The organism is Rhodosalinus sp. FB01 (assembly GCF_041365715.1).
In the GTDB taxonomy this organism is placed as follows: Bacteria; Pseudomonadota; Alphaproteobacteria; order Rhodobacterales; family Rhodobacteraceae; genus Rhodosalinus.
In genome coordinates this window covers 1-484 of sequence record NZ_JBGFSH010000065.1, presented here as the reverse complement: position 1 = coordinate 484, position 484 = coordinate 1, and the positions used below count along the sequence as shown (strand labels likewise).

The 484-nt window shown below is 67.4% G+C and carries 1 protein-coding gene; it reads right to left on the bottom strand.

Going from position 1 to position 484, the window contains the following annotated elements:
• On the bottom strand, window positions 1-484 hold a 484-nt coding region (locus AB6A65_RS16590; protein ID WP_371039490.1), incomplete at both ends, for a SulP family inorganic anion transporter.

Below are 484 nucleotides of genomic sequence, written 5' to 3'. Positions count from 1 at the left end.
TCGCGCAGCCCGCCATGCCGCCGATGAAGCCCGTCGCCGTGTTGGCGAGGCCCTGGCCCACGCACTCCTGATCGCGGTCGGATTTCGTGTCGGTCAGGTCGTCCACGATGTTCTGCGTCATCAGGCTCTCGAGGAGGCCCACGACCGCCACCGCCACCGAATAGGGCAGGATGATCTGCAGCGTCTCGAAGGTGAGCGGGATGTCCGGGATCAGGAAGACCGGCAGCGTGTCGGGCAGCGCGCCCATGTCGCCCACCGTGCGCACGTCCCAGCCGAAGGCGACGGTGAGCGCCGTGAGCACCACGATCGTCACCAGCGGCGAGGGCACCGCCGTCGTCACCATCGGGAAGAGGTAGATGATCGCGAGCCCCCCCGCGACGAGCGCATAGGTCAGCCACGTGACATGCCGCGGGTCGAGCTCGGGAAGCTGCGCCATGAAGATCAGGATGGCGAGCGCGTTGACGAAGCCCGTCATCACCGACTT